Below are 26,091 nucleotides of genomic sequence, written 5' to 3' on the forward strand. Positions count from 1 at the left end.
GGAGGGACACAAATGAAGGTTCGCGATATAGGGGTTTTAGGTGCGGTTATTTTAATCGTTGCGATGCTCATCATCCCTCTTCCTCCGTGGATGCTAAGTTTCTTAATCGTCATTAATATTACGTTAGGATTAATAGTACTTTTAACAGCAATGAGTATGAAGGAAGCATTAGATTTCTCTATTTTCCCTTCCGTTATACTTCTGTTAACCCTGTTTCGACTTGGCTTAAGTGTTTCCACAACGCGTGCAATTTTAGCAAATGGAGATGCTGGATCAGTTGTTGAAACCTTCGGGGATTTCGTAGTTGGCGGGAATGTTCTCGTAGGTTTAGTAGTGTTTTTAATTCTTGTATTGATTCAGTTTATCGTTATTACAAAAGGGGCGGAACGTGTTGCAGAAGTAGCTGCTCGTTTCACACTCGATGCGATGCCTGGTAAACAAATGAGTATTGATGCGGATTTAAACGCAGGTGTAATATCTGAGCGAGAAGCACGTGAACGACGTGACAAAGTTGCGGGAGAAGCGGATTTCTACGGAGCGATGGATGGTGCTACGAAATTCGTAAAAGGGGATGCAATCGCCTCCATGGTGATGGTAATTATCAACTTATTATTTGGTATTATTATCGGTGTTGTACAAATGGGCTTACCATTTGCGGAAGCAGCAACCCATTTCTCAAAGCTAACGGTTGGTGATGGTATTGTATCACAAATCCCTGCACTTCTTATTTCAACAGCAACAGGGATTGTAGTAACACGCGCATCCTCTAAAGGAAGTCTAGGAGAAGATATTACAGGACAACTATTCGCTCAAGCAAAGCTTCTTTATGTTGCTGGGGGTACTATTGTTTTACTTGGTTTATTCACACCAATTCCTAACTGGGTAACGTTACCAATTGGTATTTCACTTATTGCAGGTGCTTACATGATGGAACGTAAGAAACCAGAGGATGAGGAAGAATTACTTGAAATTGAGGAAGAAGTGGCAACAGACGGCATGAAGAGCCCTGAAAATGTTGTGAATTTATTAAATGTGGACCCAATTGAATTTGAATTTGGCTATGGCTTAATTCCACTAGTAGATGCAGCCCAAGGTGGGGACTTATTGGATCGCGTCATCATGATTCGACGCCAACTAGCATTGGAACTAGGGATTGTCATTCCAGTTGTTCGTATTCGTGATAATATTCAACTTCAGCCAAATGAATACCGCATAAAAATTAAAGGTAATGAAATGGCTCGTGGGGAGCTCCTACTCGATCATTATTTAGCGATGAGCCCTGGAGATGATGATTCAATCGAGGGTATTGATACTGTTGAACCGTCATTTGGTCTTCCTGCAAAATGGATTACAGAGCAAGTGAAAGAGGACGCCGAGATGTCTGGTTATACAGTTGTTGATCCACCGAGTGTTGTGTCAACACACCTAACAGAAATGATTCGAGCAAATGCGCATGAATTATTAGGACGTCAGGAAACGAAACAATTAATTGACCATTTACGTGAAACACATCCAATTTTAGTTGAAGAATTAACACCTGCACCATTATCTACAGGAGAAATCCAAAAAGTACTGGGCAAGCTTCTTCGAGAAAATGTTTCTGTACGTAACTTGCCAATTATTTTCGAAACATTAGCAGACTATGCAAAACTAACAAGTGATACCGATATATTAACAGAGTATGTTCGTCAGTCATTAGCTCGTCAAATTACCTCTCAATATGTAGGAGACAGCTCATCATTGAAAGTCATTACTGTATCGGGTAAAGTAGAGAAAATGATTGCAGATAGCATTCAGCAAACGGATCACGGCAATTATTTAGCGATGGATCCTCAAGATTCTCAAACGGTACTAGAGACCATTGCATCAGAGGTTGAGCGTGTGTCCTTTATGGAACAATCTGCTATTATATTGTGCTCACCAGCTGTTCGTATGTATTTACGTCAGCTGACAGAACGCTATTTCCCGCAGATTCCGGTATTATCTTATAATGAACTTGATGCTTCTATTGAAATTCAAAGTGTTGGGGTGGTGAATGTTGAGTGAAAATGAAAAAATATTATGCATCTTCCATACCAGAAGCAATGAAGCTTGTGCGTGCTGATTTAGGCGACGATGCTGTCATTTTGAATTCAAAAGTAGTCGTAACAAAGAAACTTTTTGGGCTTGTTAAAAAGAAAAGTTTTGAAGTTGTTGCAGGGATTGACACGATGGAGCCAAGCAATACGGCTCCAACAGCACCTGCAAGTATGCCTATGATTCCTGCTAAAAAAGAAAATGCTAGTTTACTAGAGATTACGAATGCTGTGCAAGCTATTCAACATGCTCAGCCTAAGCAAGAAATAACTTTGCAAGATGAGTCAGGTATGTCTGAAGAACTGAGGAAGGAAATTGCAGATTTAAAATCATTAATGCAATCAATGCACAAGAAGGCTACCCAAGCTCAATATCCCGATGAACTCTTATCCTTCATTGAATACTTAAGACAGCAAGAGCTAAATGAGGAGCTCATCACAACGATTGGTGATGAGCTTTTTGCGCATTTCAAAGAAGCTTCAGAAATCAATTTTTCACAATGCAAGCTAATTGCCAAAAACTTGTTGCGTAAAAAACTAGAAGGGTTGCCGATTGCAGGCCTATCCTATGAACGGAAATATATTAATGTGCTAGGACCAACGGGTGTCGGCAAGACAACGACAATTGCTAAAATGGCAGCTCGAGCAGTTTTAGAGAAAAAGAAAAAAATAGGCTTTATTACTACAGATACATACCGAATTGCTGCCATTGAGCAGTTAAAAACGTATGCGGGCCTATTACAAGCGCCTGTTGAAATTGCTTATAATTCGACAGATTACGAACAAGCTGTGCAACGATTGTCCCATTTAGATTTAGTCTTTATTGATACTGCGGGCCGCAATTATAAGGAAGCAAAATATGTAGACGATTTACAGCGCCTTATTAAGTTTGATGATCAAGCTGAATCCTTTCTAGTACTTGCTATGACAGCAAAAGAAAGGGATATGACCAATATTATTGAGCAATTTAAAAGTGTTCCAATTGAAAAATTGATTTTTACGAAGATTGATGAAACAAATTCTATTGGCACAATGATTAATTTAATGATTAAATATAATAAAGGACTTGCTTACTATACCAATGGTCAAGAAGTACCAGAAGATATTGAAGAAGCTGATTTAGAAGCAGTGCTTAATATGTTTTTCCAAGGTGAAGAAAAATGAGAGATCAAGCAGAAACATTACGCTTGAAAATGCTGAAACGGCAAGGTGAATTAGGTAAAACAATTGCCGTTGTTAGCGGTAAGGGTGGAGTTGGTAAAAGTAACTTTTCAATGAACTTTGCAATTAATTTAGCGAGTAAGGACAAAAAAGTAGCAATTGTAGATATGGATATTGGGATGGGGAATATCAATATATTAATTGGAAAAAATGTTTCTTATAGTTTAAAAGATTACTTAGAAGGAAATAAATCACTAGATGAGGTAATATTTGAAGGGCCACATGGTTTACAATGTATTGCTGGTGGCTCTGGTATGTCGAGTGTGCTGGAATGGTCGGAGGCCATGTTTGAGAGACTGATTCATGCTTTTGAACAACTCCAAAAAAACTTCGACTATATCCTATTTGATATGGGAGCAGGCGCGACAAAATGGTCATTAGAGTTATTAACATCTATTGATGAAATTATAGTTATTACAACAGCTGAACCAACCTCTATTACAGATGCCTATTCGATGATGAAATATATTCATGTTCGTGATATGGATAAGCAATTTTATTTACTTTGTAATCGTGCTTTTTCTAAAGAAGAAGGTATTGAAACGATTGAACGTTTAAAGCTTACAATGAAACGTTTTCTAGACAAAGAGGTTATAGTATTGGGTTCCTTACCTGAGGACCCTGTTGTGCGTAATGCTGTGCGCGAACAAGTACCATTTTCAATCGCATATCCAGAAGCACTTATTTCTAAAACACTTCAACTGATAGTGGCTCGGTTTATGGAACAACGTATGGAGGAAGTGCATGCACATGAACAGTCAGGAAGTAAATTCTTATCTAAACTTAGAAGTATTTTTTCGAAAGGGCGTGATTAATTGGACTTTGTACATAAAAGCAAGCTTTTAGTCGTTGATGATTCTGCTTTTATGAGAAAGCTAATTAGTGACTTTTTTGTTGGAAACTCGAGGGTTGAAGTAGTTGGAACAGCACGAAATGGAAAAGATGCGATTAAGAAAATCCAAACATTAAAACCAACAGTCGTGACAATGGATATTGAAATGCCTGAAATGAATGGACTCGATGCATTAAATGAAATTATGACAATTTGTCCAGTGCCTGTCGTCATGCTTTCGAGTACAACCCAGCGAGGGGCTGAAAATGCACTAACTGCGATCGAGTATGGAGCGGTTGATTTTGTTGCGAAACCTAGCGGAACAATTTCTCTTGATTTACATAAAATCCAATCTGAACTTGTCCATAAAGTTGAACAAGCTTCGTTGGTACCTATTTCTAAATTGAAAAAACCATCAATTAGCAAAAGACAACAAGAACCAATTGTATCGCCTACTTCAGTAAGAAAAGAATTGTCGAAGGAACGTAAAGTTATACCTCCAGTCAATGTGAACGCAACAGGTACGAATGTCACTAAGGGACATATTGAATGGAGTAAAGTTAGTAAAAAAATTGTGTTGATTGGGACATCTACTGGTGGACCGCGTGCACTACAAGAAGTAATTACTAAAATTCCAAAAACAATTCAAGCGCCAATTCTTATTGTTCAACATATGCCAGCGGGCTTTACAAAATCGCTGGCTTCCCGCTTAGACCAATTGAGCGAGATTACGGTAAAAGAAGCAGAGCAAGGCGATATTTTACAAAATGGCGTGGCCTATATCGCCCCTGGAGGATACCATTTAAGGTTAAGAAAAGTTGGTACCTCATTTGGCATCGTGCTAGATAATCACGAACCACCACGTTCTGGCCATCGCCCATCTGTAGATGTGATGTTTGAAGATGTAAGTCAATTTAAAGATTTTGATAAGGTAGCAGTCATTATGACAGGTATGGGCTATGATGGTTCGAAGGGACTGAAAGCATTAAAAAATACCGGAAATGTGGTTGCTATTGCAGAGTCAGCTGAAACTTGCATAGTGTATGGTATGCCGAAAGCTGCGGTGGAAACGCAGCTTGTCGATGAAGTCGCTGATGTAGATGATATTGCACAAACAATTATGAAATATTTGCCTTAAAAGGGGTGTCCTCTTAATGGAAGTCAATCAATATTTAGAGATGTTTATCGAAGAAAGTAAAGAGCATTTACAAGCTTGTAGTGAGCATTTATTAGAACTAGAAAAAAACCCAGATGATTTGGCTATCGTTGGAGAAATTTTCCGTTCGGCTCATACATTAAAAGGTATGTCAGCGACTATGGGCTTCGAAGACTTAGCAGATTTAACGCATAAAATGGAAAATGTCCTTGATGCAATTCGAAATGAAAAAATTCATGTGTCACCAGAAATTTTAGATATTGTATTTGAATCTGTGGATCATTTAGAAGAAATGGTCATGGATATTGCTAATGGTGGAGACGGTAAAAGAGATGTTTCTTCCACTGTCGCACAGTTGAAGCGCATTGAATCTGGTGAGGAAGCACTTCCGGAAGTAGTAGCAACTGCAGCTACACCAGAAGTACCAAGTGTATTAGAATATGACAGCTTCGAGCAAACAGTTATAACGCAATCGGCTGAACAAGGATTTAATGCTTTTGAAATTTCAGTCAGACTGCGTGAAGATTGTCTATTAAAAGCAGCTCGCGTATTTATGGTATTCGAGATTCTTGAAAAAGATGGGGATGTTATTAAATCAACGCCATCTGTTGAGAAGCTTGAAGATGAGCAATTCGATCAACTATTTTATGTAGCGTTCGTAACGAAAGAATCTGCCGAAGATATGCAGAAGAAGTTAATGAAGGTTTCCGAAGTTGATGAAGTAAGTGTTGCAAAGATTAATCAAGAGCAATTCAGTGAAAAACAATATGAAGCAAATAAAGAAGTAGCCGCTACTGCAACGGCTACAGCAACACCGGTAGAGGTAGTAGATACACCAGTTGAAGCTTCAGCTAAGCCTACACCAGCAAAATCAACACCTGCCAAAGCAGATAAAAGTCATGCACCTGTAGGAAACAAAACGATTCGAGTAAATATTGAACGTCTCGATATTTTAATGAATCTCTTTGAGGAGCTTGTTATTGATCGTGGACGTTTACAATCCATTGCAACTGAAGTGAATCACGGGGAGTTAAACGAAACTGTTGAACGAATGAGCCGTGTTATGGGTGACCTACAAACAATTATTTTAACAATGCGTATGGTTCCTGTGGAAACAGTATTCAACCGCTTCCCTAAAATGATTCGTCAGTTATCTCGTGACCTTAATAAGAAAATAAACCTTGAGATTATTGGCGCAGAAACAGAGCTAGATCGAACAGTCATCGACGAAATTGGCGATCCACTCGTTCACTTAATCCGTAACTCTGTCGATCACGGTATTGAAAACCCTACTACACGCCGTGCAAAAGGAAAGCCAGAAGAAGGCACAGTGGTGTTACGTGCTTATCACAGTGGTAACTATGTCTTTATCGAAATTGAAGATGACGGAGCAGGCATTAATCGCGAAAAAGTGTTGGCAAAAGCGATTTCAAAAGGAGTTGTTACGCGTGAACAATCTCTTGCCATGTCAGACAATCAAATTAATGAGCTTATTTTAGCTTCTGGTTTCTCAACGGCAGATGTTATTTCAGATGTATCAGGTCGTGGTGTAGGGCTAGACGTTGTCAAAACAACGATTGAATCGTTAGGTGGTAACATTTCGATTGAATCTACACAAGATGTAGGCTCTATTTTCTCCATTCAATTGCCGTTAACACTATCTATTATTTCGGTAATGCTTGTAGAAATAGAAAAAGAAATTTATGCGATACCACTATCATCAATTATTGAAACTTCGATTATCCGTTCATCAGATATTATGAATGCGCATAACCAAAAGGTGATTGACTTCCGTGGTAAAGTGGTTCCACTTGTATTCTTAGAAGAAATCTTCGAAGTACCTCGTAAAGAGCTACAAGATGATGAATTCCATTCAGTAGTAATTGTTCGTAAAGGCGAGAAACTTGCTGGTTTAGTTGTAGATTCATTCATTGGCCAACAAGAAATTGTACTGAAATCATTAGGAAACTACTTAACGAATATCTTTGCAATTTCCGGTGCAACAATTTTAGGTAATGGTAAAGTAGCCCTAATTGTGGATTGCAATGCACTTATAAAATAAGGTCAATGAATAAGAGAGGTGTTTACTATGACAAATGCAGTTGAACAAGAAAATATTAAAGTAATTGTCTTCCAATTAGCAGATAAGGAATATGCGATTCCAGTATCACACGTCCAAGGTATCGAGAAACTTATGCATATTACACGTGTACCTAAAACGGAGAAATATGTAAAAGGTGTCATCAACTTACGAGGTGTCGTAACACCAATTATTGATTTACGCGAACGTTTTGAATTACCAATCTCTGAGCACGAAGAAACGACTCGTATTATCATTATCTCTTTAGAAGACATGGAAGTAGGCTTTGTTGTAGATTCAGCGAACGATGTGTTGGATATTCCAGCAAGCTCAATCGAACCTCAACCAGAGGTAGTAGGATCTCTTGAAGAAGAGTTTATTTCTGGCGTAGCCAAAATAGGTAAACGATTATTAATATTATTACATTTAGAGAAAGTATTAAATCCACTAAAGTAGGGATTCGATTATGACACTTAATCAAAAGATTACATCACTACATTTAGACGTATTAAAGGAAATTGGGAATATTGGAGCTGCTCATGCTGCAACAGCTCTTTCCAATTTACTTGGTAAAAAAATCGATATGCGTGTCCCAAAGGTTGAAATGGTGTCGTTTAATGACATGATGGAGCTTGCTGGTGGCTCTGAAAACGTTGTAGTTGGGATTTTTTTACGCATCGAGGGAGATGCTGAAGGAAGCATGTTTTTCATACTTCCGATTGAACAAGCAAATCGCTTTATCCGTCGTCTAATACAGGATGAATCATTCGACTTTAAAAACCCACCTGTTTCGGAGTTAGGTTTATCCGCCATGCAGGAAATGGGGAATATTTTATCTGGTTCATATTTATCCGCGTTATCAGATTTTACAAATTTAAAAATTTATCCAACTGTGCCTGGTCTAAGTGTAGATATGTTTGGTGCTATTATTAGTATTGGCTTAATTGAATTATCGCACGTGAGTGATAATGTCATCGTAATTAATACATCCATTTTTGAAGACGGTGTGGAGGATCATGAAACAGTGAGGGGACATTTCTTCTTACTGCCTGATCCAGATTCTTTTGATGCTATTTTTAAAGCATTGGGAGTTTCATAGCCTATGCTTAACAACAATAATAATGGACAAGTTATAAAAGTTGGAATTGCTCAAATGGATGTAGCGAAATTTCCGAATACGATTAGAACTTCAGGACTTGGTTCTTGTGTAGGTGTTATTTTATACGATGAGTCAAAGAAAATAGCTGGTTTAATACATGTCATGCTACCAGATTCAAGTTTAGGTAGAGCAGAGTCAATAAATGTAGCGAAATTTGCAGATACGGGCATTTCAGCTATGATTGATTTATTAAAGCTAGAGGGTGTTCAAAAATTTAAACTGAAGGCAAAAATTGCGGGGGGTGCGCAAATGTTTCAATTTACGTCAGACAAAGATTCCATGCGCATCGGCCCTCGTAATGTGGAGGCTGTAAAGTTTGAATTAAAACGTCATGGAATTCCTTTAGTAGCCGAAAATACGGGCGGTAATAGCGGTCGAACAATTGAATTTAACCCTGCTACGTCGATGTTACATATTCGAACGGTTAACCAAGGAGTGAGTGAAATATAATGTTTGGTTCTATTTTTTATAACCTATGGGGGGCATTGATTGCCTTTTCCCTTTATTTCTTTATGACACTGCAACAGCCCTATACACCATTACGTATTATCATCGGTTCATTTGTAGCAGCAATTATCGTATTTTTTGTTATGTATATCGTAAGGTTTTTAATTGCGTATGTGTTATTTACACCAACTGCCGACCCGTCGGAAGATGACAGTGGACTTGAAGAAAATAGTACTTCTGTCGTCGATGAGAAGGGGAAAGAAACTGCTACAACTAATTCAACGGTTGAGTTTCAAGATGAAAGCACAGAAGATATTGCACAAGCCGTTCGAACGATGATGCATCGTGAAGATGAACAACAAGTAAATGCATAAGCCAGAACACTTTAAACTGCCTCTAATGTTAGCTGTCGACTAATTATTTTAGGCAGTTTTCTTCTGCCTAAAATAGAACAGCTATTAATAATAGAATAGTGTTAGAGAATCATATGAAATTATAGTCGAATGTTGTTATAATAAAAGGAAAGAATGGCATAGGTTTGTATCTAAATCTGTCAGTCATTGTAAGCACAATACTCAAAATGTGATAAGTGAGTCTTTTTTTTGATAGACATGTGTATGTTTTTAGTTTTCAAGCGTACAGCGTTAACAAAGCGACAGAACTTTTCCTTGAGCATTTGAGAGGAAAGCGCAAAAAGTCCGTGCAAACAGGCGCAAAGTAGAGAGGTGGATTTTATGACACAACCAATTCTAAACGATGAACAAAAGCTGTGGAATCGATGGGTGAATGAACGTGATCCTGATGCGGGTGATTTATTAATAAAAAAATATACTTCTCTTGTGACGTACCATGTGCAGCGAATTGGTGCAGGTTTACCTAAGAGTGTATCGCGTGACGATTTAACAAGCTTAGGCATGCTAGGTCTATTTGATGCTTTAAATAAATTTGATATAAATCGAGACTTAAAGTTTGATACATATGCTTCTTTTAGGGTGAGAGGCGCTATAATTGATGGCTTACGTAAAGAGGATTGGCTACCTCGTTCTGCACGAGAAAAGGCCAAAAAGATGGACGCCAAAATTGAACAATTAGAACAACAGTTAATGCGCCATGCGACGCCTGAGGAGCTTGCACAGCATATGGAGTTACCTGTGGAAGAGGTTTACCAAACGGTGCAAGAGCATTTCTTCTCAAATGTACTCTCCATTAATGAGCAACAAGATCAGGAAGAAGCAGAAGGGAAGTCATTTGTAATCCGAGATGATACGACAAAGACTCCGGAGCAAGTCGTAATAAAATCGGAGTTACTCGATGATTTAGCGGTAAATATACAAAAGCTTAATGATAAAGAGCAGCTCGTACTGAGTTTATTTTATACAGAAGAGTTGACACTAACTGAAATAGGTGAAATGCTCGAATTATCAACATCACGTATTTCTCAAATTCACTCAAAAGCATTATTTAAGTTGCGAAAGCTATTGTCGAATGAAATGATTAATGTCTAGTATCTAACGGATTGTTGAGGGAGGAATTTTAATGAGTTTAAAAGGTGTCGAATTACAAATAGCTATTCCAAAAACGTTTGAAGCGGGTAAAATGGCAGATCAGGCACAACAACAAACTTTAGCTCAACAAGTACATGCAAATGAAGCGTTAAAAAAGGAATTAGAGCGCAAGCAAAAAGCTGTAAATACTTCAGAAGGTATGACGGAGATTAGCGAAGAGGAAGAAGCGGGTGGCGAGTATATAAAAGGAACGCGTAAAAAGAAAAAGAACCATAACGAAAAACCAGAAAAACAGGCGCAGCATCCGTTCAAAGGTAATTTCGTGGACTTTAGTGGATAGGAGTTTACTATGACAACCATATTAATTGCTGTTCTCTTTGTTTTGCAGCTACTATCATTTTATTTCATTATTATATTAAATACGAAATTAGCAAAATTCAAAGATTTAGAAGTAAAACAGGAACGCTTAATGCGAGAAATGGATGATACGATTAGCCTCTATTTAGCCGAAATGAAGGATGAAAATAATCGTCTAATTCAAGCTTTGCAAGTGGTACCAAAATCTACTATGACAGCTGATACTGGGCAACAGGCACAACCAATAGCTGTGCCTAAAAGTCAAGGACAGCCTTTGTCACAAACCGATAGTGAGAAGAAGGCAGTGACAGTTAATAGTGAGCCACGTATTTTAATGCCGAAAAATATCGTAGCGAATGCCTATTCTCGTCAACAACAGGGAGGAACGACGGCTGTGCAAACGGCTGCGCCAAAGGTTGATAGTCTACAAAAAGAAGAATCAAAGCCGTTAACGATGGAACAACAAATTGTTCAAATGGCTGAGCAGGGAAAAACGGCTGAAGAAATTGCGAAAAAGCTGCAAAAAGGAAAGACAGAAATCGAGCTTTTATTGAAGTTTCATAGCTAAAACAGTTGCGAATGCCATAAAGCTGTGATATAGTAGCAAATGGTGTTATTACTACACACGCATTTTGATGCAGTAAGTGGTGCTCTAAGATTAGGGTAGCTTGTTGCAGGCGATAAATGCGGAGGAAAAAAACCAAACATTCTAGGAGGAAATTCACATGTCAGTAATTTCTATGAAACAATTACTTGAAGCTGGTGTACATTTCGGTCACCAAACTCGTCGTTGGAACCCAAAAATGAAGAAATTTATCTTCGTTGAGCGTAACGGGATCTACATCATCGACTTACAAAAAACTGTTAAAAAATTAGAGGAAGCTTATGACTTCATGCGTCAAGTTGGTCAAGACGGTGGTAAAGTTCTTTTCGTTGGTACGAAAAAACAAGCACAAGAAGCGATCAAAGACGAAGCTGAACGTTCAGGCAACTACTATATCAACCAACGTTGGTTAGGTGGTACTCTTACTAACTTCGGTACAATCCAAAAACGTGTTGCACGTATGAAAGCTATCGAAAAAATGGAAGAAGAAGGAACTTTCGAAGTTCTACCTAAAAAAGAAGTAATCCAACTTAAAAAAGAACACGAACGTCTAGTTAAATTCTTAGGCGGTATCCGTGATATGCACGATCTTCCAGACGTTATGTTCGTGGTTGACCCACGCAAAGAACGTATCGCTGTTGCTGAAGCTCGTAAATTAAACATCCCTCTAGTAGGTATTGTTGATACTAACTGTGATCCAGATGAAATCGACTATGTTATCCCTGCTAATGACGATGCTATTCGCGCTGTTAAACTTTTAACTGCTAAAATGGCTGACGCTTTAATCGAGTCAAAACAAGGTGAAGAAGAAGCTCCAGCTACTGAAGCTGCTGCTGAGTAATTCACGTTTACAAAAAGGTGATAAGTGGCTCAGAACCCTTATCACCTTTTTTAGAACCTACCACTATAAATAGTTTAACCAATTTGAGGAGGCAACACTAAATGGCAAACATTACTGCACAATTAGTAAAAGAATTACGTGAAAAAACTGGCGCTGGTATGATGGATTGTAAAAAAGCGTTAGTACAAACTGATGGTGATTTAGAAGCTGCAATCGATTTCCTACGTGAAAAAGGTCTTTCTTCAGCTGCTAAAAAAGCTGACCGTATCGCTGCAGAAGGTACAACTTATATTTTAGAAAAAGGTAACGAAGCAATTATTCTTGAAGTAAACGCTGAAACTGACTTCGTTGCGAAAAACGATAAATTCCAAGTATTAGTTTCTTCTTTAGCTGAGCAATTACTTGCTGCTAAACCAGCATCAGTAGAAGCTGCAGTAGAGCTTGAAAATGCAGAAGGCGTAAAAATCGCTGACCAAATTTCAACAGCTGTAGCAACTATCGGTGAAAAAATTACACTTCGTCGTTTTGAAGTGAAAACAAAAACGGATGCAGATGCTTTCGGTTCTTACCTACACATGGGTGGCCGTATTGGTGTATTAGTATCTTTAGAAGGTTCTACAGATGCTTCTGCTGCTAAAGATATCGCTATGCATATCGCAGCGATTAACCCAACTTACGTTTCTCGTGAAGAAGTTTCTGCTGAAGAAGTTGATCGTGAGCGTAAAGTGTTAACTGAACAAGCACTTAACGAAGGTAAACCAGAAAACATCGTTGCAAAAATGGTTGAAGGTCGTCTTGGTAAATACTTCGAAGACGTTTGCTTACTTGACCAATCATTCGTTAAAAATTCAGATCAAAAAGTTCGCGACTTCGTTGCTTCAACTGGCGGTAATGTAACTGGTTTTGTACGCTACGCTGTTGGTGAAGGTATTGAAAAACGCGAAGATAACTTTGCTGAAGAAGTAATGAACCAAGTTAAAGGTAACTAATTTGTAGACTAGTTCAGTTGATGGATTGGCTTGCATTTGATCCTAATCAAATAATAACTAGATTTTCTAGACAAAAATGGGGAACACAACATAACGTGTTCCCTATTTTTCCGAGATGAGCTAAAAAAGGATAGAATTTTCTATTACCATTATTCACAACTAGCAATTATTGTTAGATATACTATAATGGTAAAGGAAAAGAAAAGTTTTAAATAAATGTCTGACGGAGGTTTACAATGAGTGTGCCACAATATAAACGAGTAGTTATTAAACTAAGTGGTGAAGCGTTAGCAGGAGAGGCTGGCTTCGGTTTATCACCAAAAATTATCAAGTCTGTTGCTGAAGAAGTGAAAGAAGTAGTAGATCTTGATGTAGAAGTTGCTGTAGTTGTAGGTGGCGGTAATATATGGCGTGGGAAAATCGGTAGTGAAATGGGTATGGATCGTGCAGCCGCTGACTATATGGGTATGCTAGCAACGGTTATGAATTCATTAGCATTACAAGATGCTCTTGAAAAATTAGGTATCGAAACACGCGTGCAATCTTCTATTGTGATGACACAAGTAGCAGAGCCATATATTCGTCGTAAAGCAGTTCGTCATTTAGAGAAAAAACGTGTAGTTATTTTTGCTGCAGGTACAGGTAACCCGTTCTTCTCTACAGATACAACAGCTGCATTACGTGCAGCGGAAATTGACGCCGATGCGATTTTAATGGCGAAAAATAATGTAGATGGTGTCTATTCTGCAGATCCAAAGGTCGATACTACTGCTATCAAATATGATACACTCACATACTTAGACGTTATTCAGCAAGGGTTACAAGTAATGGATTCAACTGCTTCAACTTTATGTATGGATAACGATATTCCGTTAATTGTCTTCTCAATTACGGAGCAAGGTAATATTAAACGTGCCGTACTGGGCGAGAAAATTGGAACTGTTGTTAGGAGGAATGCACAATGACTAAACAAGTATTAGACCAAGCGAAAGAAAAAATGAACAAATCAATTGCTGCTTTTTCACGTGAATTAGCATCAATCCGAGCAGGCCGTGCAAACGCATCTCTACTAGACCGTATTTCTGTAGAGTACTATGGTGCGCCAACACCAATCAATCAACTTGCAGGTGTTGCAGTACCAGAAGCTCGTTTACTCGTGATTACACCTTATGATAAATCCATTTTAGGTGAAATTGAAAAAGCGATTATGAAGTCAGATATCGGTATTACACCGACAAATGATGGTTCTGTTATTCGTTTAATGATTCCAGCGTTAACAGAAGAACGTCGTAAAGACCTTGTAAAACAAGTGAAAAAAGAAGCTGAAGATGCAAAAATCGCAGTACGTAATGTTCGTCGTGATGCTAATGATGATCTTAAAAAACTTGAAAAAGCAGGCGAAATCACAGAAGACGATTTACGTGGATACGGTGACGATATTCAAAAATTAACAGATGAGTTCATCGTGAAAGTAGACCAAGTAGCGAAAGAAAAAGAAAAAGAAATTCTAGAAGTGTAAGCAGGCGCTTTGCATTTCTATGATGGAACTTTTTGATGAGATGAAGGCGTCCTATACATAACAGGACGTCTTTTCTCTTTTATTGTAAAAGTATTCATTTCTTATCGGTGTTACAATTTTCACCTGCTATTTACAGCCGTAATGGTTAACTCGTTTACACGTAGTATATGATTTACATTGTTCTGGCTTACTAGCAGTTGCGGAATGTAGCAAGACAAGATTTTTCTTTGAGATGTGTGTTGTTCTAAAATAAGCTAGTTCATACATAGTCAATTAGAGGGAAAAAAAAGACAAAAGGCACTTTTGTTTGTTATGATAGGTTAGTATACGTCCGATTAGTTGTAGTGGGGGAGTTAGCATGTTTAAGAAGCTATTAGGTAAACAAGTAAATATGGATACACTATCATTGGAGGAACGTGTTGCCCTTGCGAAAAGCGAGCCGATTCCTGCCCATGTAGCGATTATTATGGACGGAAATGGACGTTGGGCTAAAAAACGTGCCATGCCACGTGTTGCTGGGCACCATGAAGGTATGAAGACGGTACGGAAGGTAACTAGATTTGCATCTGATCTTGGCATAAAAGTATTAACAGTGTATGCGTTCTCTACAGAAAATTGGAAACGGCCAAAGCCTGAAGTCGATTTTCTGATGCGTCTACCTGTAGAATTTTTAGGATCTTTTTTACCGGAAATGATGGAGCGTAATGTGCGAGTTGAAATGATTGGAGATCCGACACTCTTGCCAGCACATACACAAAAAGCATTGTATGAGGCGATGGAAGAGACGAAGCATAATACAGGGTTAATTTTAAACTTTGCTTTAAATTATGGTAGTCGTTCAGAAATGGTAAGTGCCATGAAAACGATGCTTCAAAAAGTACAGGACGGTCAATTAACTATACAAGACATAAATGAGGAATGTATGACAGCTCATTTAATGACAGCTCATCTACCAGAGCCAGACTTACTCATTCGTACAAGTGGTGAAGTGCGATTAAGTAACTTTATGTTATGGCAGCTCGCCTATACAGAATTTTGGTTTACAGATACATTGTGGCCAGATTTTAGCGAGGAAAACTTTCTGGAAGCGGTGGAAAACTATCAAAAACGTAATCGCCGTTACGGTGGGTTGAAGGGAGAAGAAACATCTTGAAACAACGAATCATCACAGCAATCATTGCCGCGGCACTGTTTATTCCATTTGTTATTTATGGAAAAGTGCCCTTTACACTACTTGTACTAGCAATGGCTGTTGTAGGCTTTTATGAAATACTGAAGATGAAAGGTATTTCGATTTTTTCAGTACCTGGTATTATCGGTTTGCTAACGCTTATTATGCTTGTCATACCAAAAGATTGGGCAAATGAGGTAGTACATGCAATAGGCTATTCTTCGGTTCTAATGGTTATTTACGGACTGGTCATGCTGTTACTTATCTATGTAGTCCTAGTAAAAAATAAAATTACATTTGATGAAGTTGGCTTTATTTTGCTTGGGGCGTTTTATGTAGGATTAGGTTTCCATTATTTAATCGAAACGCGAAACTATGGTCTTGAATTTGTTGTGTATTGTTTACTTGTTGTTTGGACAACAGATTCAGGAGCCTATTTTGTAGGTAGAAAACTAGGTAAAAATAAGCTTTGGCCTGAAATATCGCCGAAAAAAACGATTGAAGGCTTTGTTGGTGGGATTGTTATAGCGGTTATTTTTGCTATAGCTATGCAAGCGATTTATCCATTTGCTAACGGTTATGTTTCACTTATTGTTATCACGATTTTTGCTTCGATAATTGGTCAGATGGGCGATTTAGTGGAATCAGCTATCAAGCGCCATTTTGACGTAAAAGATTCAGGCAATATTTTACCAGGACATGGCGGGATTCTAGACCGCTTTGATAGTTTATTATTTGTCGTGCCACTATTGCATTTTTTACATTTATTTGGTAGCTAAGTATAGCAAGACCTTGTTAGTAAGCGCCGGTTGCCAATAGTTTTAGGAAAAGATATTTTAATGGGCAAGGCGGACGATTTCACTTTGGAAAGCGAGCCGTAATTAGCTCGACTTAATACAAAAGACGTCCGCCAGTTGCTTGTCGAGCAAGCTCGAAATAAAATCTGGACGCAATGATGAATGATGGATGAAAATGCGAATTATGAAATTGATCGCTTAGATAGAAAAAGGGGACGTTTTGTCGTGAAAAAAATTAGTTTATTGGGTGCAACTGGTTCTATCGGTTGGCAAACCTATGATATTTTAAAAGAACAACGTGATGCATTTCATCTTGTAGCGTTTTCTTCAGGAAAAAACATAGAAAAAACACGTGAAATGATAGAGACTTTAAAGCCTGAACTGGTATCGGTTCAGCTTGAGGAAGATGCACTTATTCTCGCAAAAGACTACCCGCAAGTACACTTTACATTTGGTGAAAAAGGGCTTGTAGAGGTTGCTACACATCCTGATTCGACGGTGCTCGTGAATGCAGTGCTTGGTAGCGTTGGGCTTGAATCGACACTAGCTGCTATTCGCATGGGCAAAACGATTGCGATTGCCAATAAAGAAACGCTTGTCACAGCAGGTCATTTAGTTATGGCAGAGTCAAAGAAATACAATGCTACAATTTTACCAGTGGATAGTGAGCATTCGGCTATTTTCCAATCGATGAATGGCGAAAATCCGAAAAATATTGAGCGTTTAATCATTACTGCTTCTGGAGGAAGTTTCCGCGACAAAACACGTGAGGAGTTAAAATATGTCACGGTTGCAGATGCACTTAATCATCCGAACTGGTCAATGGGTGCAAAAATTACGATAGATTCAGCTACTATGATGAATAAAGGGCTTGAAGTAATCGAAGCACATGTTTTATTTGATATGCCTTATGATAAAATTGATGTACTTTTACACAGAGAAAGTATTATTCACTCTCTAGTTGAGTATCATGATACTAGCGTAATTGCTCAGCTTGGTACGCCGGACATGCGTGTACCAATTCAGTATGCCTTAAGCTATCCAGACCGTATGCCGCTTCAAAATGGTCAACGCCTTAATTTAGCGCAAATTGGTCAACTGCATTTTAAAGAAATGGATTTTGAGCGATACCCAGCGTTGCGATTAGCATTTGAAGCAGGGCGTACAGGAGGAACCATTTTAACGGCAATGAATGCTGCGAATGAAGCGGCAGTAGCAGCATTTTTACAAGGGAAAATAACGTTCCTTGAAATTGATGAAACAATTGAACGTGTCATGCAGGCACACAAAAATGTATTCGTGCCAGATTTGCAAACAATTTTACATGTGGACAGAGAAACAAGAAAAATAGTGTTAGACATGGTAAAATAACAACAGGAAGCTTTTGTTAACTATTCGCTTTTAAAGGTGGGGTATTATGCAAACAGCCATTGCATTTATTTTAATATTTGGCTTGCTCGTGTTCTTCCATGAACTTGGTCACTTCCTATTTGCAAAGCGTGCAGGAATTATGGTGCGTGAATTTGCAATCGGTATGGGTCCGAAAATTTATGGCAAGACGCATGGGGAAACAATTTATACAGTCCGTTTATTGCCAATCGGTGGATATGTCCGCATGGCAGGCGAAGATATGGATGGTATTGAATTACAGCCTGGCTACCGTGTAGGGCTTATTGTCGATGAAGATAATATCGCTAAAAAAATTATCTTCAATCAAAATAATAGACAATTACCAGATTTATTATTTTTAGAGGTGGAACGTGCTGATTTAGAACGAGAATTATTTATTGAAGGCTATGATGAGGAAGAAAAATTAGTCCGTTACAGTGTTGCAAGAGATTGTGTTGTTGTAGAAAATGGCAGAGAAACAGTGATCGCGCCATATGATCGTCAATTTAACGCAAAAACAGTTGGGCAACGTGCGATGACCATTTTTGCTGGACCATTATTTAACTTTATATTAGCCTTTTTCATCTATATGCTTATTGGTTTACTAAACGGTGTACCGACATATGAGCCGATTATTACAGAAGTAGTAGCAAATGATCCAGCAGCACAAGCTGGAATGCTTGCAGGGGATAAGGTGACTTCGATTGATGGACAAGCAGTTGAAAAGTGGCAAGATTTAGCTGCCATTGTACAGAAGCGCCCTAACCAAGAGATTAATGTAACGGTTGAGCGTGGTGGACAAATCGAAAACCTCAATATGACAGTGAAAGCAGTGGAGCAGAACGGCGAAAAGCTTGGACAAATTGGTGTAAAGTATGAAAGTCCGCGTGTTTATAACCCATTAAAAGCAGTAGTATACGGAGCTCAAGAAACGTATAATATGACGGTTAAAATCTTTGAATTACTAGGTCTGCTTATTACAGGGGAATTCTCTATTGAAGTATTATCAGGACCTGTAGGGATTTATAAAACAACGGAAGAAGTTGCGACATGGGGAATTTTCGCATTAATGAATTTTGCTGCCATGCTAAGTATCAACCTTGGTATTATGAACTTATTACCTCTTCCAGCATTAGATGGAGGCCGATTATTATTCTTTGGCTTTGAGGCTTTAAGAGGCAAACCAATTGATCGTCAAAAAGAAGGTATGGTGCACTTTGTAGGTATCGTCTTGCTGATGATATTAATGGTAGTGGTGACGTGGAACGATATCCAACGTTTCTTCTTCTAGCAAGTACGTAATGACAATCGACTTTTACGTTTCCAATATTTAGATAATGCGTAACTATTAGAACGTAAAATTGAAATATGGTTATGCTAAAGTAAAAATAAAATGGAAAATAGCTTTGAGCGCAATTATTTTGAAACATTGCGTTCAAAGCTAAATTTGTTTATGCTAATTAGAGTATAAATTTATTTATTAAAAAGGTGGAACACTGAATGAAGCAAAGTAAAACATTTATCCCAACGTTACGTGAAGTACCTGCTGATGCAGATGTAAAATCACATAAGCAATTATTACGTGCAGGGTTTATTCGTCAAAATACAAGTGGGGTATATTCGTATTTACCGCTTGCAAAACGTGTGTTAACAAAAATCGAAAATATTATTCGCGAAGAGATGGAAGCCATCAATTCTATCGAATTATTAATGCCTGCATTGCAATCTGCTGAACTATGGCAAGAATCCGGCCGTTGGGAAAAATACGGTCCAGAACTAATGCGATTAAAAGATCGCCATGATCGTGACTTTGCCTTAGGACCAACACATGAAGAGGTCATTACGACTTTAGTTCGTGATGAAATTAAATCATATAAAAAACTACCATTAACACTCTATCAAATTCAAACAAAATTCCGCGATGAAAAACGCCCTCGTTTTGGCTTATTACGAGGAAGAGAGTTTATTATGAAAGATGCTTATTCTTTCCATGCTTCACGGGAAAGCTTAGATGAAACATATGAGGATATGTACCGTGCTTATTCTAATATTTTCTCGCGTCTTGGTTTAAACTATCGTGCAGTTATTGCCGATGCTGGTTCAATTGGTGGTAAAGGTACACATGAATTTATGGTGCTTTCTGAAATTGGGGAAGATACAATTGCTTACTCTGATACATCGGACTATGCGGCAAACATTGAGATGGCAGAGGTCACTGTAGAATATCAACCAGCCAATGAAGCGTTAAAAGATCTTGAGAAAGTAGCAACACCAGATCAAAAAACAATTGAAGAAGTATCTGTATTTTTACAAGTAGCACCTTCAAATGTTATTAAATCATTAGTATTTAATGTTGATGGTGAATTAGTGGTAGTGCTTGCTCGTGGCGATCACGAAATTAACGATATTAAACTAAAAAATGCGCTAGATGCTGGTTCTGTAGAACTTGCTGACGAAGCAGCTATTCGTCAATTGCTAGGCTGTGGCGTAGGTTCAATCGGCCCTGTGAAATTACCTGTAGAGGTCAAAGTTGTCGCAGATCATGCAATTAAATCAATTCGTAACGGGGTAGCGGGTGCCAATGACGACGGCTTCCACTTAGTAAATGTTAACCCAGAGCGAGATTTTGCTGTCAATGAATACTTAGATATTCGCTTTATTCAAGAAGGAGACCCATCTCCTGATGGACAAGGCATCATTAAATTTGCAGAAGGTATCGAGGTTGGTCATATTTTCAAATTAGGTACTACCTATTCTGAAAAAATGAATGGAACATTTTTAGATGAGCAAGGAAAGGCTCAGCCGTTTATTATGGGTTGCTATGGTATTGGAGTGTCACGTATTTTAGCTGCCGTAGCTGAACATTTCCAAGATGAAAATGGTTTTACTTGGCCAATACAACTCGCTCCGTATGACATTCATGTTGTCCCTGTTAATACGAAAGATGAAACACAAGTTTCATTAGCAAATGAGTTATATGGCTTATTAAAATCATATCGCTATGATGTACTATTAGATGATCGTGCTGAACGTGCAGGTGTGAAGTTTGCAGATGCAGATTTAATAGGTTTACCAGTTCGTGTAACAGTCGGTAAAAAGGCAACAGAAGGTGTTGTCGAAGTGAAATTCCGTCAAACAGGCGAAACATTTGAATGGAAAAAAGAAGAAGTCATTGATTGTTTAAATGAATTTTTCCGCAAAAATTAATATCCTTTGGTAACATAATAGCCAAAAGATATAGATGTTCTTACTAGTAACATCTTTTGGAAGATGAATGAGGACAAGCAAACGAATTCGCGACACGCCTACGGGAAACCAAGCAAATCTCACTGCTATAAAAGCAAAGTGAGGCTTGCTGGAATAGCCCGTGGAAAGGGAGCGAATTTTTTTGCATCATAGTTGAAAACGTATTTGCTAGATAACAATGAGCAAGAGGTGATTAGATTGCCTCTTGCCATTAAAGTGAAAGTAGGTGTCATTGATTGGAACAGCAACAAGAAGCAAGACAAAGATTTCAAATGCTCTTGCAACAACTAGAGTTAACAGAAGATGTTTATATGTCCTTTTTTGAAGAAGGTGAATTAGCCCGTCTTACTGTGCATAAAAAAAATAGACTCTGGCATTTTAATATTAAATTACGTGGCATACTTCCATTTCCGTTATATCAACTATTTCGTACACATCTAGCTGAAAAATTCGCTGCTATAGCTCAAATCGAAACAACTTTTGAAACAATTGAAAAAAATGTTACGGAAGAGCTGATTCAAGCGTATTGGTTAACCATTGTTGAGCAAATCGACGATATGGCACCAACCTTAAAAAATTGCCTTGTATCGCAAATACCGATGTGGAATGGGCAAAAAATTACGTTATCCTGCGTGCAGGAAATGGAACTGATGATGCTGAAAACGAAATATGCGGAAAAGCTAGCTCTTAGCTACAGTCAATTTGGATTTCCACATATCGCCTTTGATTTTATGCTGCAAGAGGAAACAGAAGAAATGCGTGAAGCCCAAGAAGCATTCATCGAGCAAAAACGTTTAGAAGAAGCAGCGATGGCTCAACAAGCAATGCAAGACTTCCAAAAACGTGAGCAGGACAAAAAGGATAATCCAGCATTGGCGGCCCTTGGCGATCGTCCATTTCAGCTTGGTATGCAAATTAAAGACGATGAAATTATGGAAATTAAGCGCATAGTCGAAGAAGAACGCCGCGTCATTATTGAAGGATTTGTGTTCGATACCGAAATTAAAGAATTAAAAAGTGGCCGCTCACTTCTACAAATTAAAATTACCGACTATACAGATTCAATTGTTGTAAAAATGTTCTCACGGGATAACGACGATGCAGAATTGATGCAGCATTTGAAAAAGGGTATGTGGGTGAAAGTACGTGGCTCGGTTCAAACCGATACTTTTATTCGTGATTTAATTGTGATGGCAAATGATATTAATGAAATTAAAAAAGAAACACGACAAGACAAGGCACCAGAAGGTGAAAAACGAGTAGAGCTCCATTTGCACACACCGATGAGTCAAATGGATGCAGTTACACCAGTAGATAGGTTAGTGGCTCAAGCGGCGAAATGGGGTCATCCAGCGATTGCGATAACAGATCATGCGGTCGTGCAGTCGTTTCCAGAGGCTTATAGTGCGGGCAAAAAACATGGCATAAAAGTGATTTACGGTTTAGAAGCTAATTTAGTCGATGACGGTGTACCGATTGCGTATGCTTCTGAGCATCGTGCATTAGATGATGCTACCTATGTGGTGTTTGACGTCGAAACGACAGGGCTTTCTACTGCATACGATACCATCATAGAGCTTGCAGCAGTAAAAATTAAAGGCGGACATGTGATTGACAAATACGAAAGTTTTGCCAATCCACATCATGCATTGTCCGCAACGACGATCGAACTGACCGGCATCACAGATGAGATGGTTCGCAATGCGCCAGAAGTGGAGCAAGTGATTCATGAGTTCCATGCCTTTATAGAGGACGCTATCGTCGTGGCACACAATGCCTCTTTTGATATGGGCTTCCTCTATACAGGTTATAAAAAATACGGTTTGGAAAATACCATTCACCCAGTTATTGATACATTAGAACTTGCCCGTTTGCTCCATCCTACGATGAAAAATCATCGTTTAAATACATTATGTAAAAAATTCGGCATTGAATTAACACAACATCACCGTGCCATTTATGATACGGAAGCAACAGGTTATTTATTATTGTATCTATTAAAAGAAGCGGATGAACTCGGCATTAAATATCACGATGATTTTAATAAGCATATCGGCGGTGGCGATGCCTATAAAAAAGCGCGTCCGATGCATTGTACGATTTTAGCAGTCAATAATGACGGTTTAAAAAATCTATTTAAGCTTGTGTCTCATTCGCATACAAAGACTTTCTATCGTGTCCCGCGTGTAACACGTGCGACGTTGGAACAATACCGACAAGGACTGCTAGTGGGTTCAGGCTGTAGTAATGGTGAATTGTTTGAGACGATGATGAATAAATCACCCGAGGAAGCCGAACAAATCGCAAGGTTTTACGATTATATTGAAGTGCAACCGAAGGCTGTATATGCACCGTTAATTGAACGTAATGTCGTGCGCGATGAATGGACCATTGAGGATATTATTCGCAAGCTAGTGAAACTTGGCAAGAAGATGGATAAGCCTGTAGTCGCTACAGGAAATGTTCATTATCTAGATCCGAACGATGCTATGTTTAGACAAATACTGATTGGTTCTCAAGGTGGCGCCAATATTTTAAATAGATCTAAGCTGCCAGCGGTTCATTTTCGAACTACGGACGAGATGTTGCAAGAGTTTGATTTTTTAGGTCCTGATCTTGCAAAAGAAATCGTCGTTACCAACACGCAAAAAATTGCGGCTATGATTGACGATGTAAAGCCGATTAAGGATGATTTATATACACCTAAAATTGAAGGTTCTGATGATGAAGTAACCAATTTAACGTATGAGATGGCCCATCGTATCTATGGTGAAGAGTTACCGGAAATCGTTAAAGCTCGTATCGAGAAAGAGCTAAAGTCAATTTTAGGGCATGGATTCGGTGTAATTTACTTAATTTCTGCAAAGCTTGTGAAAAAGTCACTTGCTGATGGCTATTTAGTAGGTTCTCGTGGTTCGGTTGGGTCTTCATTAGTGGCAACCTTTATGGAAATTACGGAGGTAAACCCATTACCACCGCATTATATTTGTCCAAATTGTAAGCACTCCGAGTTTTTTAATGACGGTTCTGTTAGCTCAGGTTATGACCTACCGAACAAAGATTGTACGGAATGTGGCACACCTTATAAAAAAGACGGACAAGATATTCCGTTCGAAACTTTCCTTGGTTTTAAAGGAGATAAAGTACCTGATATCGATTTGAATTTCTCGGGTGAATACCAACCACAAGCCCACAACTATACAAAAGTACTGTTTGGTGAAGATTATGTGTTCCGTGCTGGAACAATTGGTACTGTTGCAGAGAAAACAGCATATGGTTACGTTAAAGGCTATGCGAGTGACAATAATCTTCATTTCCGAGGTGCTGAAGTAGACCGTTTAGTACAGGGTTGTACAGGTGTTAAACGAACAACAGGTCAACATCCAGGTGGGATTATCGTTGTACCAGATTATATGGATATTTATGATTTTTCACCAGTGCAGTTCCCAGCGGATGCACAAGATTCGGAGTGGCGAACAACACACTTTGATTTCCACTCCATTCATGACAATATTTTAAAACTCGATATTCTTGGACACGATGATCCGACTGTTATTCGTATGTTACAAGATTTATCTGGCATTGATCCGAAAACAATTCCAACCGATGATCCGGTTGTTATGAAAATTTTTAGTTCACCTGAATCGCTAGGTGTGACAGAAAAGCAAATTGGGTGTAAGACAGGAACACTAGGCATTCCGGAATTTGGTACACGATTTGTTCGCCAAATGCTAGAAGATACGAAACCATCAACATTTTCGGAGCTAGTGCAAATTTCTGGTCTATCACACGGAACAGATGTATGGCTTGGTAATGCACAGGAGCTGATACAAAATGGTACATGTGTGTTAAAAGAAGTAATCGGCTGTCGCGATGACATTATGGTGTATTTAATCTACCAAGGACTTGAACCATCTTTAGCCTTCAAAATTATGGAGTCAGTGCGTAAAGGTAAGGGCTTATCAGAGGAATTTGAAGCAGAGATGTTAGCAAATAAGGTGCCTGGTTGGTATATCGAATCATGTAAAAAGATTAAATATATGTTCCCTAAAGCCCATGCCGCTGCCTACGTTTTAATGGCAGTACGTATTGCTTGGTTTAAAGTGCATTTCCCAATCTTGTATTATGCTGCCTACTTTACCGTAAGGGCAGATGATTTTGATTTAATCGCGATGACGCAAGGTTCCCAAATGATTCGTGCAAGAATCGATGAAATTAACATGAAGGGCTTAGATGCGTCAACGAAAGAAAAAAACTTACTGACAGTAATGGAACTTGCACTGGAGATGTGCGAGCGTGGCATGAGCTTCCAAAAGGTGGACTTATATCGTTCACAGGCTAGTGAGTTTATTATTGATGGCAATTCTTTAATACCGCCATTCGATGCGATTCCTGGGCTTGGCACAAACGTTGCCAAAACGATTGTAGCTGCACGTGAAAATGGCGAGTTCTTATCGAAAGAAGATTTACAGCAACGTGGACGTGTATCGAAAACATTAATTGAGTATATGGATCAATTAGGTTGTTTAGAAGGTATGCCTGATGCAAACCAGTTATCGCTCTTCTAATGTCTAAAATAAGGAAGTTTGCATTGTGACGTAAATTGTGCTATCCTTATGGTAATAATTTGTTGATAGTTTTCCAGCAAAAGAGTGGGGCATTCCCGCTCTTTTCTGTTGTTATACCGAAGCAAAACAAATTTT

22 protein-coding genes are annotated in these 26,091 nt (G+C 38.6%); all 22 read left to right on the forward strand.

Going from position 1 to position 26,091, the window contains the following annotated elements:
• Positions 1-12: 12 nt before the first annotated feature.
• The 22 genes from flhA to MHH88_RS05380 all read left to right on the forward strand — a co-directional run bounded on the left by flhA (position 13) and on the right by MHH88_RS05380 (position 25,956).
• The gene (gene flhA / locus MHH88_RS05275) at positions 13-2,046 is read left to right on the forward strand and encodes a flagellar biosynthesis protein FlhA (RefSeq protein ID WP_069510118.1); all 2,034 of its coding nucleotides are present in this window, start codon (positions 13-15) and stop codon (positions 2,044-2,046) included.
• Positions 2,043-3,239: a flagellar biosynthesis protein FlhF gene (flhF, locus tag MHH88_RS05280; RefSeq protein WP_339261739.1), complete on the forward strand. Its 1,197-nt coding sequence runs from the start codon at positions 2,043-2,045 to the stop codon at positions 3,237-3,239. Before flhA ends, flhF begins: the two co-directional genes overlap by 4 nt.
• Positions 3,236-4,111 carry a MinD/ParA family protein gene (locus MHH88_RS05285; RefSeq protein WP_339261740.1) on the forward strand — a complete coding sequence of 292 codons (876 nt, stop codon included), beginning with the start codon at positions 3,236-3,238 and terminating at the stop codon, positions 4,109-4,111. The genes flhF and MHH88_RS05285 overlap by 4 nt, the downstream gene beginning before the upstream one ends.
• Positions 4,112-5,266: a chemotaxis response regulator protein-glutamate methylesterase gene (locus MHH88_RS05290; RefSeq protein WP_081327891.1), complete on the forward strand. Its 1,155-nt coding sequence runs from the start codon at positions 4,112-4,114 to the stop codon at positions 5,264-5,266.
• A 16-nt stretch (positions 5,267-5,282) separates the two neighbouring features.
• Positions 5,283-7,346, forward strand: coding sequence for a chemotaxis protein CheA (locus MHH88_RS05295; RefSeq protein ID WP_069510113.1), 2,064 nt, complete (start codon positions 5,283-5,285; stop codon positions 7,344-7,346).
• Positions 7,347-7,373: 27 nt separating this feature from the next.
• Positions 7,374-7,820 carry a chemotaxis protein CheW gene (locus MHH88_RS05300; protein WP_024362013.1) on the forward strand — a complete coding sequence of 149 codons (447 nt, stop codon included), beginning with the start codon at positions 7,374-7,376 and terminating at the stop codon, positions 7,818-7,820.
• A gap of 10 nt (positions 7,821-7,830) precedes the next feature.
• Positions 7,831-8,463: a chemotaxis protein CheC gene (locus MHH88_RS05305; RefSeq protein WP_024362012.1), complete on the forward strand. Its 633-nt coding sequence runs from the start codon at positions 7,831-7,833 to the stop codon at positions 8,461-8,463.
• A gap of 3 nt (positions 8,464-8,466) precedes the next feature.
• Complete coding sequence (locus MHH88_RS05310) at positions 8,467-8,973, forward strand: chemotaxis protein CheD (RefSeq protein WP_024362011.1); 507 nt, start codon at positions 8,467-8,469, stop codon at positions 8,971-8,973.
• On the forward strand, positions 8,973-9,344 hold the full coding sequence (locus MHH88_RS05315; RefSeq protein ID WP_339261741.1) for a hypothetical protein: 372 nt from the start codon (positions 8,973-8,975) through the stop codon (positions 9,342-9,344). The genes MHH88_RS05310 and MHH88_RS05315 overlap by 1 nt, the downstream gene beginning before the upstream one ends.
• A 360-nt stretch (positions 9,345-9,704) precedes the next feature.
• Entirely contained in the window at positions 9,705-10,475 is a 771-nt protein-coding gene (locus MHH88_RS05320; protein WP_069510108.1) for a FliA/WhiG family RNA polymerase sigma factor, read from the forward strand.
• A gap of 31 nt (positions 10,476-10,506) precedes the next feature.
• Complete coding sequence (locus tag MHH88_RS05325; RefSeq protein ID WP_024362008.1) at positions 10,507-10,815, forward strand: hypothetical protein; 309 nt, start codon at positions 10,507-10,509, stop codon at positions 10,813-10,815.
• Positions 10,816-10,824: 9 nt separating this feature from the next.
• Entirely contained in the window at positions 10,825-11,400 is a 576-nt protein-coding gene (locus tag MHH88_RS05330) for a hypothetical protein (RefSeq protein ID WP_069510106.1), read from the forward strand.
• A 157-nt stretch (positions 11,401-11,557) separates the two neighbouring features.
• Positions 11,558-12,277: a 30S ribosomal protein S2 gene (rpsB, locus tag MHH88_RS05335; RefSeq protein WP_024362006.1), complete on the forward strand. Its 720-nt coding sequence runs from the start codon at positions 11,558-11,560 to the stop codon at positions 12,275-12,277.
• A 101-nt stretch (positions 12,278-12,378) separates the two neighbouring features.
• Positions 12,379-13,266 carry a translation elongation factor Ts gene (tsf, locus tag MHH88_RS05340; protein WP_069510104.1) on the forward strand — a complete coding sequence of 296 codons (888 nt, stop codon included), beginning with the start codon at positions 12,379-12,381 and terminating at the stop codon, positions 13,264-13,266.
• Between the two features lie 236 nt (positions 13,267-13,502).
• A complete protein-coding gene (gene pyrH / locus MHH88_RS05345; protein ID WP_024362004.1) occupies positions 13,503-14,231 on the forward strand; it encodes a UMP kinase in 729 nt (242 codons plus the stop codon).
• On the forward strand, positions 14,228-14,785 hold the full coding sequence (gene frr / locus MHH88_RS05350) for a ribosome recycling factor (protein ID WP_024362003.1): 558 nt from the start codon (positions 14,228-14,230) through the stop codon (positions 14,783-14,785). The genes pyrH and frr overlap by 4 nt, the downstream gene beginning before the upstream one ends.
• Positions 14,786-15,143: 358 nt before the next feature.
• Positions 15,144-15,938, forward strand: coding sequence for an isoprenyl transferase (locus tag MHH88_RS05355; RefSeq protein WP_069510100.1), 795 nt, complete (start codon positions 15,144-15,146; stop codon positions 15,936-15,938).
• Positions 15,935-16,735: a phosphatidate cytidylyltransferase gene (locus tag MHH88_RS05360; RefSeq protein WP_069510098.1), complete on the forward strand. Its 801-nt coding sequence runs from the start codon at positions 15,935-15,937 to the stop codon at positions 16,733-16,735. The genes MHH88_RS05355 and MHH88_RS05360 overlap by 4 nt, the downstream gene beginning before the upstream one ends.
• Before the next feature lie 243 nt (positions 16,736-16,978).
• The gene (dxr, locus tag MHH88_RS05365) at positions 16,979-18,124 is read left to right on the forward strand and encodes a 1-deoxy-D-xylulose-5-phosphate reductoisomerase (protein ID WP_339262999.1); all 1,146 of its coding nucleotides are present in this window, start codon (positions 16,979-16,981) and stop codon (positions 18,122-18,124) included.
• Positions 18,125-18,170: 46 nt separating this feature from the next.
• Positions 18,171-19,433, forward strand: a complete 1,263-nt coding sequence (gene rseP / locus MHH88_RS05370; protein ID WP_339261742.1) for an RIP metalloprotease RseP — start codon at positions 18,171-18,173, stop codon at positions 19,431-19,433.
• A gap of 209 nt (positions 19,434-19,642) precedes the next feature.
• Positions 19,643-21,349 (forward strand): proline--tRNA ligase, encoded by a 1,707-nt coding sequence (locus tag MHH88_RS05375; RefSeq protein WP_339261743.1) that lies wholly within the window; start codon positions 19,643-19,645, stop codon positions 21,347-21,349.
• Between the two features lie 275 nt (positions 21,350-21,624).
• Positions 21,625-25,956, forward strand: a complete 4,332-nt coding sequence (locus MHH88_RS05380; RefSeq protein WP_339261744.1) for a PolC-type DNA polymerase III — start codon at positions 21,625-21,627, stop codon at positions 25,954-25,956.
• The last annotated feature ends 135 nt before the right edge of the window (positions 25,957-26,091 follow it).

The organism is Lysinibacillus sp. FSL K6-3209, assembly GCF_037976175.1.
Classification (GTDB): Bacteria; Bacillota; Bacilli; order Bacillales_A; family Planococcaceae; genus Lysinibacillus; species Lysinibacillus sphaericus_D.

What these genes read in the sequence shown, in the direction of transcription:
- flhA (WP_069510118.1), top strand. Translation starts at nt 13, where the DNA reads ATGAAGGTTCGCGATATAGGGGTTTTAGGTGCGGTTATTTTAATCGTT.
- MHH88_RS05285 (WP_339261740.1), top strand. Translation starts at nt 3,236, where the DNA reads ATGAGAGATCAAGCAGAAACATTACGCTTGAAAATGCTGAAACGGCAA.
- MHH88_RS05295 (WP_069510113.1), top strand. Translation starts at nt 5,283, where the DNA reads ATGGAAGTCAATCAATATTTAGAGATGTTTATCGAAGAAAGTAAAGAG.
- MHH88_RS05300 (WP_024362013.1), top strand. Translation starts at nt 7,374, where the DNA reads ATGACAAATGCAGTTGAACAAGAAAATATTAAAGTAATTGTCTTCCAA.
- MHH88_RS05305 (WP_024362012.1), top strand. Translation starts at nt 7,831, where the DNA reads ATGACACTTAATCAAAAGATTACATCACTACATTTAGACGTATTAAAG.
- MHH88_RS05310 (WP_024362011.1), top strand. Translation starts at nt 8,467, where the DNA reads ATGCTTAACAACAATAATAATGGACAAGTTATAAAAGTTGGAATTGCT.
- MHH88_RS05315 (WP_339261741.1), top strand. Translation starts at nt 8,973, where the DNA reads ATGTTTGGTTCTATTTTTTATAACCTATGGGGGGCATTGATTGCCTTT.
- MHH88_RS05320 (WP_069510108.1), top strand. Translation starts at nt 9,705, where the DNA reads ATGACACAACCAATTCTAAACGATGAACAAAAGCTGTGGAATCGATGG.
- MHH88_RS05325 (WP_024362008.1), top strand. Translation starts at nt 10,507, where the DNA reads ATGAGTTTAAAAGGTGTCGAATTACAAATAGCTATTCCAAAAACGTTT.
- MHH88_RS05330 (WP_069510106.1), top strand. Translation starts at nt 10,825, where the DNA reads ATGACAACCATATTAATTGCTGTTCTCTTTGTTTTGCAGCTACTATCA.
- rpsB (WP_024362006.1), top strand. Translation starts at nt 11,558, where the DNA reads ATGTCAGTAATTTCTATGAAACAATTACTTGAAGCTGGTGTACATTTC.
- tsf (WP_069510104.1), top strand. Translation starts at nt 12,379, where the DNA reads ATGGCAAACATTACTGCACAATTAGTAAAAGAATTACGTGAAAAAACT.
- pyrH (WP_024362004.1), top strand. Translation starts at nt 13,503, where the DNA reads ATGAGTGTGCCACAATATAAACGAGTAGTTATTAAACTAAGTGGTGAA.
- frr (WP_024362003.1), top strand. Translation starts at nt 14,228, where the DNA reads ATGACTAAACAAGTATTAGACCAAGCGAAAGAAAAAATGAACAAATCA.
- MHH88_RS05355 (WP_069510100.1), top strand. Translation starts at nt 15,144, where the DNA reads ATGTTTAAGAAGCTATTAGGTAAACAAGTAAATATGGATACACTATCA.
- rseP (WP_339261742.1), top strand. Translation starts at nt 18,171, where the DNA reads ATGCAAACAGCCATTGCATTTATTTTAATATTTGGCTTGCTCGTGTTC.
- MHH88_RS05375 (WP_339261743.1), top strand. Translation starts at nt 19,643, where the DNA reads ATGAAGCAAAGTAAAACATTTATCCCAACGTTACGTGAAGTACCTGCT.